Origin of the sequence: Mycobacterium scrofulaceum (assembly GCF_002086735.1) — a bacterium.
Classification (GTDB): domain Bacteria; phylum Actinomycetota; class Actinomycetes; order Mycobacteriales; family Mycobacteriaceae; genus Mycobacterium; species Mycobacterium scrofulaceum.
Genome location: NZ_MVIJ01000001.1, coordinates 461,078 through 467,512, shown reverse-complemented (window position 1 = coordinate 467,512; position 6,435 = coordinate 461,078). Strand labels below are relative to the sequence as shown.

Here is a 6,435-nt window from a genome sequence, read left to right as displayed (position 1 = left end):
GTTGGTAGTAGGGCGGTGTGGTCGGGGGCTGGGGCGCGGCCGGGATGGGGCCGCTCTCGGGTCGCCAGGGCGGGGCGCCCTGCGCGGGAACCGGAGTCGAGCCCGCCGCCGACGGTGGCGGGGTGTTCGCCGTCGGGCCCGGAGACGGCGGCGTCGCGGGGGGCGCCATCGCGGTGTCGGCGACCGTCGGTTGGGGGCCGAGCGTGGCGGTGCCGGGCAGGGTGGCTTCTTGGCTGCGGCGCAGGATGGTGGCGGCGTGGTCTTGGTCGGGGTCGCTGAGCGCGTCGTGGGCGGCCAGCGCCAGATCGCCCGCACTGGCGTAGCGGTCCTGGGGCTTTTTGGCCATGCCGCGGGCGATGACCGCGTCGAACGCCTTGGGAATGCCCGGCCGCAGCGCGGTCGGTTGCGGAATCGGGTCCATCATGTGCGCGCTGACCAACACACTGGCGCTGTCGGCCCGATAGGGCGGCGTTCCGGTGAGGCATTCGTATAGCACGCAGGCCAGGGCGTAGATGTCGGCGCGGTAGGTCACTTCGGCGTTGGAAAACCGTTCGGGCGCCATGTATTTCTAGGTGCCCACCGCGGTGCCCAGCTGGGTGAGCTTTTCATCGGTGGTGGCGCTGGCGATGCCGAAGTCGACCAGATAGGCGAAGTCGTCGCGGGTGACGAGGATGTTTTGCGGTTTGACGTCGCGGTGCATCACCCCGGCCGCGTGGGCGGCGTCGAGCGCCGAGGCGATCTGGGTGATGATGGCCACCGCGCGCGGCGGGGCCAGCGGGCCGAAGCGTTTGAGCACACTGTCGAGGTCGGTGCCCTCGATCAGGCGCATCTCCAAGAACATCTGCCCGTCGATTTCGCCATAGTCGTGAATGGGCACCACATGGGGTTCCTGCAAACGACCGGCGGTGCGCGCCTCGCGCTTCATCCGCTCCCGAAACACCGGGTCCTTGCTGAAGCTCTCCGAGAGCAACTTGACCGCGACCATCCACTCCTTGACGGTGTGCTCGGCCTCGTAGACCTCGCCCATCCCACCCCGGCCCAGCAGCCGCTTTAGGCGATAAGGCCCGAAATCCGAACCCACCCGCGAGGCCTGCTCATCACTCATCGCCGATCCTTCACACCCATCCCGCACGCCGCCGACACACAACCATCGCCGGGCGCACCGGTGAGCCGCAACCCCCTACCCAGCAACCATGACGGTAAGCCCCCATCCGCCGCGCCGCACGACAATCGCACGAATGACCCGGGGCTCGATGGCGTGGCTAGCGCTCGTCGTCCGCGGCGATCTGGAACGTGAATTCGTGATCGCAGATGCGCACGTGGTCGCCGTCGCGCAGGGTGGCGGCGGCGCGGATCCGCTCGTGGCGCACGTGAACCCCGTTCGAGGACCGGAGGTCGTTGATCATGAAGCTGGTGCCCGTATCGACGATGACGGCGTGATGGCGGCTCACTTTGGGGCTGTCCAGGACGATGTCGTTGTCGCCGAGCCGCCCGATCCGGGTCGACGCCGCCAGCAGCGGATAGCTGCGTCCGGAGACCTCATGCAGATAGGCGACCGCCTGCTGCCCCGACACCATGGTGTGCTGTTCGAGCACAGTGACGGTGTCGACGGCGGCGGTCTTGGCGGTGCGCTTCACGTCCAGCGGTTCTTGCCGCAGGATCTGCTCGTTGAGCGACCGCAGGGTCGGCCCCGGATCGATGCCCAGGTCCTCGGCGAGTGTCGTCTTGACCCGGCGGTAGGCGGCCAGCGCATCGGATTGGCGGTCGGTGAGGTAGTAGGCGGTGATCAGCTGCGCCCACAGCGGCTCACGATAGGGGTGCTCTGCGGTCAGCGCTTCCAACTCGGTGATCACGGCGAACGCTCGCCCGCAGGCGATTTCGGCCTCCGCCTTCGCGCCGTGGACCAGAACCTTTTCTTCGACAAGGGAAGTCGCGAAGGTGTCGACGAATTGAAACTCGCGTAGGTCCTCGAGCACCGGCCCGCGCCATTCCGCCAGGGCCGCCGTCAGGTGCAGGCTCGCCTCCTCGAACTTGCCGGTGGCGGCGGCGTGCACGCCCGCCGTCTTTGCGGCGATGAATCGGCCGAGGTCGTAAGCGCTTTCGCCGACGCCGAGCCGGTATCCCGGGGGCGCCGCCACCAGCACCGCCCGCGGGTCGATGCCGGCAGTGCTGAGCAACTTGCGGAGATTTGACACGTAGGAATGAATGCTGGCCCGCGCCCCGGAGGGGGGCGAGTCGTCCCACAGGGCCGTGATCAGCCGGTCGACCGCCACCGGACTGTTGCGGTTCATCAGCAGCAGGGCCAGCACCGCCCGCTGCTTGGGGGTGCCCAGGGCCACCGGGGCGCCGCCGACGCTCATCTCCAGCGGTCCGAGCAGACCGAGTTCGAGACGTTTGTCCGCCATCGCCTATCGGTCCTTTCTCCGGCCGATCGTCTTTGCTCGGTGGCTCATACCGCCGTGCGCCGAGGAAACGTCATTACCTCGTAATTGTGGTTGCGGACAGCACGAGCCGCAGACCCAGCAGGGCGGCACCCTTGGTGCGGCTGGCCGACGCATGGCGTCGCCGAGCGTGAAACTGTCGCTTGTTTTGCGCCGTTTTCTCGCAACAGTTGCACGCTCGGCGACGAGCCGGCCGTCAAAACGCGTTCGGCGCCGGCCCAATGGCGCCGGCCCCTCACCGCTATGCCCCTCACCGCTATGCCCCTCACCGCTATGCCTTGGTCATGGCATAGTAGGCGCCTCGCCGGGCCAGCAGCTCGGCGTGGTTGCCCTGCTCGACGATCCGGCCGGCCTCGATCACGACGATCCGGTCCGCGTCGCGGACAGTCGAAAGGCGGTGCGCGATAATGAAGCTCGTGCGGTCACGGCGAAGCTCGGACATGGCGCGCGCGATGAGCGCCTCGGTGCGGGTGTCGACCGAGCTGGTCGCCTCGTCCAATATCAGCAGCTGCGGCCTGGCGAGGAAGGCCCGCGCGATGGTGATGAGTTGCTTCTCGCCGGCGCTGATGTTGCCGCCTCCGCCACTCACCCGCGTCTCGTAGCCGTCCGGCAGGGTGTGCACAAAGCGGTCGACGTAAGCCGCCTTGGCGGCCTGCACCACCTCGTCCGCACCTGCCTCTGGCCGCCCGTAGGCGATGTTCTCCGCGATCGTCCCGTCGAAGAGCCAGGTGTCCTGCAGGACCATGCCGATTCGCGACCGCAGCGACTGCCTGCTCACTGTGGTGATGTCGACCCCGTCGACCAGGATCCGGCCCGATTCGACGTCATAGAACCGCATGAGCAGGTTCACCAACGTGGTCTTGCCGGCCCCGGTGGGGCCGACGATCGCCACCGTGTTACCCGGCTCCGCCACCATCGACAGGTCGTGGATCACCGGTACTCCCGGGCGGTAACCGAAGCTCACGTGCTGGAACTCGACCCGTCCCGCCGCCCGCCCGGCGTCGCCGTGCGGCCGCGACGCGGGCTCGGGTTCGGGTGATTCCTCGGGTTCGTCGAGCAGATCGAACACCCGCTCGGCGCTGGCCACCCCGGACTGCAGGGTGTTGTACATCCCGGCCACCTGGCTCAGCGGGGCGTTGAACTGCCGGACGTACTGGATGAATGCCTGGATGTTGCCGAGCGTGATGTGGCCGGTGGCGACCTGCAGGCCGCCCACCACGGCGACGACCACGTAGCCGAGGTTGCCGATGAACGCCGTCGCCGGGGCCACCAGCCCGGAGAAGAACTGGGCGCCGAAACTGGCCCGGTACACGTCGTCGTTGCGATCGCGGAACTGCTCCCGCGCCGCGGCCTGGTGGCCGAACGTCTTGACCACGGTGAAGCCGCTGTAGGTCTCCTCGATATGGGCGTTGAGGCGACCGATGCTCGTCCATTGCGCGACGAACAAACGCTGCGCCCGCCGCGCGATCGCGCGCGTGGTCACCAGCGACAGCGGCACCGTCGCCACGGTGATCAGGGCCAGCAGCGGCGAGATGGACACCATCATCGCCAGCACCGCGAACACCGTGAGGATCGACGTCACCAGCTGGCTGATGGTCATCGAGAGCGACGACTGCACGTTGTCGATGTCGTTGGTCACCCGGCTCAGCAGCTCCCCGCGCTGGCGCCCGTCGAAGTAGGCCAGCGGCAGCCGGTGAATCTTGTCCTCGACATCGGAGCGCAGCGCGACCATGGTGCGCTGCACGGTGACGTTGAGCAGCCGCGCCTGCGACCAGATCAACAGCGCCGAAACCAGATACAGGCCCAACGCCAGCGCCAGCGTTTGCGCCACCGCGCCGAAGTCCACCCCGTTCCCCGGCGCCACATTCATCCCCGACAGCAGGTCGGCGAAGGTGCTGTCACCGCGGGCCCGGGCCGCCGCGACGGCCTGCGCCTTGGTGATGCCCGCGGGGAGCTGACGTCCGATGACGCCGTTGAACAGCAGATCCGTTGCGTGGCCGAGGATTCGCGGGACGACGACACCGATCGCCGTTCCGGTGATGCCCAGGCCGACCACCGCGACGCTCAACCGGCGTTGCGGTGCAAGCCGTTTGACCAGCCGCGCGGCCGAGCCCCAGAAGTCGCGGGACCGCCCGGCCGGGGCAGGGGCCACGCCGCGCGCGGGGGCCACGGTCACGGGGCACCCCCGACGTGCCCTGATCGCAAGGCGCCCACCGACTGCGAGTCGGCCAACTCCGCATACGTCGGGCAGTCGGTGAGCAACGAGTCGTGCGTGCCGCTTCCCACCACTTTTCCGCCGTCGACGACGATCACCTGGTCGGCTTGGGCGGCGGTCGAAACCCGTTGGGTGACAACGATGACCGTGGCGTGGCCCGTTATGTGCTTCAGCGACGCGCGCACCCGTGCGTCGGTGTGCACGTCCAGCGCGCCGAACGAGTCGTCGAAGAGGTAGATGGCCGGGCGGCGGATGACCGCCCGCGCGATCGCGAGTCGCTGCCGTTGACCGCCCGAGAAGTTGATTCCGCCCTGGGCCACCCGCATCAGCAGCCCGTCGTCGTGTGCGCGGACGAATCCGGCGGCGTCGGCCACCCGCAACGCCTCCCACATGTCGTCGTCGGTCACCACCTGGTGGGGGGCCGCGCCGATGCGCAGGTTGTCGGCGACGGTGCCGGAGAACAAGTAGCCGCGTTGCGGAACGAGCCCGATCGCGGACCACAGCCGCTCGGTGTGGTAGTCGCGGACATCGACGCCGTCGATCAGGACGGCGCCACCGGTCACGTCGTAGAGCCGGCAGATCAGCGACACCAGCGTCGACTTGCCCGAACCGGTGCTGCCGACGATGGCCGTGGTGGTGCCGGGCTGCGCGGTCAACGAAACGTCCTGCAGCACTGGGCGATCCGCTCCCGGATAGGTGAACGTCGCGCCGTCGAGGCGCACCAGCCCGGTGATCCCACCGCGGGGGAACAGCGGCCTCGGCGGGTCGGTGACCGCGGCCCGGGTGGACAGCACCTCGGTGATGCGTTCGGCGCATACGGACGCTCGCGGCAGGACCACCAGTGTCATGGTCGCCATCAGCACCGCCATCAGGATCTGGGTGAAGTAGGCCAGGAAGGCGGTCAGCGACCCGACCTGCATCTGGCCGCGGTCGATGCGCAGGCCGCCGAACCAGATCAGCGCGACGCTGGACACGTTGATGGTCAGCGTGGTCACCGGCAGCATGACGGCTTGCCAGTTGCCGGCGGTCAGCGCGGTGTTCGACAGCGCGGCGTTGGCGCGACCGAATCGGTCACGCTCGTAGTCCTCGCGGGCGAACGCCCGGACAACCCGCACGCCGGACAACTGGTCCCGCAACACCCGATTGATGCCGTCGATCAGGCCCTGCATCCTGCGGAACAGGGGCAGCATGTGCGACATCACCCAGTAGTTCGCGACGGCCATGACCGGGACGCTCACCAGCAGCAGCCAGGTCAGCGCGGCCTCCTGGCGGACGGCCATCAAGATCCCGCCGACGCACATGATCGGGGCGGTGACCAGCACGGTGCTCGATATCTGGACCAGGTACTGAATTTGGCGGACGTCGTTGGTGCTGCGCGTCAGCAACGTGGGCGCGCCGAAGTGGGCCGTCTCGTGTTCGGAGAAGGTGGTGATGTGCTCGAACATCGCCGCGCGCAGGTCGCGGCCGAAGCCCATCCCGGTCCGGGAGCCGAAGTAGACCGCCCCAACCGCGCACACCACCTGCAACCCGGTGACCGAGAGCATCACCATGCCGAGCCTGACTATCGTGGTCGTGTCACCCTTGGCGACGCCCTCGTCGATGATGGCGGCGTTGACCGTCGGCAGGTACAGCGACGCCAGCGTGCTGATCAGTTGGAGCACCATCAGCACCGCGACGAGTCGCCGGTACGGCTGGATGTACTGGCGCAGCAGTGCCAGGAGCATTTCGTAACTGTCGCATACGGCGCGTCCGCCGGTGCAACCGAAACGCCTGCTCAGG

The 6,435-nt window shown here is 68.3% G+C and carries 3 protein-coding genes and 1 pseudogene; all 4 read right to left on the bottom strand.

What is annotated here, in order from left to right:
- A pseudogene (locus BST44_RS02005) lies at nt 1-1,105 on the bottom strand (serine/threonine-protein kinase); the annotation flags it as partial.
- 157 nt (nt 1,106-1,262) lie between these two features.
- Nucleotides 1,263-2,405 carry a BTAD domain-containing putative transcriptional regulator gene (locus tag BST44_RS02000; RefSeq protein ID WP_083174706.1) on the bottom strand — a complete coding sequence of 381 codons (1,143 nt, stop codon included), beginning with the start codon at nt 2,403-2,405 and terminating at the stop codon, nt 1,263-1,265.
- Nucleotides 2,406-2,712: 307 nt separating this feature from the next.
- Entirely contained in the window at nt 2,713-4,617 is a 1,905-nt protein-coding gene (locus BST44_RS01995) for an ABC transporter ATP-binding protein (RefSeq protein ID WP_083174705.1), read from the bottom strand.
- The gene (locus BST44_RS01990) at nt 4,614-6,380 is read right to left on the bottom strand and encodes an ABC transporter ATP-binding protein (RefSeq protein ID WP_083174703.1); all 1,767 of its coding nucleotides are present in this window, start codon (nt 6,378-6,380) and stop codon (nt 4,614-4,616) included. Before BST44_RS01990 ends, BST44_RS01995 begins: the two co-directional genes overlap by 4 nt.
- Nucleotides 6,381-6,435: the final 55 nt, after the last annotated feature.

What these genes read in the sequence shown, in the direction of transcription:
- BST44_RS02000 (WP_083174706.1), bottom strand. Translation starts at nt 2,405, where the DNA reads ATGGCGGACAAACGTCTCGAACTCGGTCTGCTCGGACCGCTGGAGATG.
- BST44_RS01990 (WP_083174703.1), bottom strand. Translation starts at nt 6,380, where the DNA reads ATGCTCCTGGCACTGCTGCGCCAGTACATCCAGCCGTACCGGCGACTC.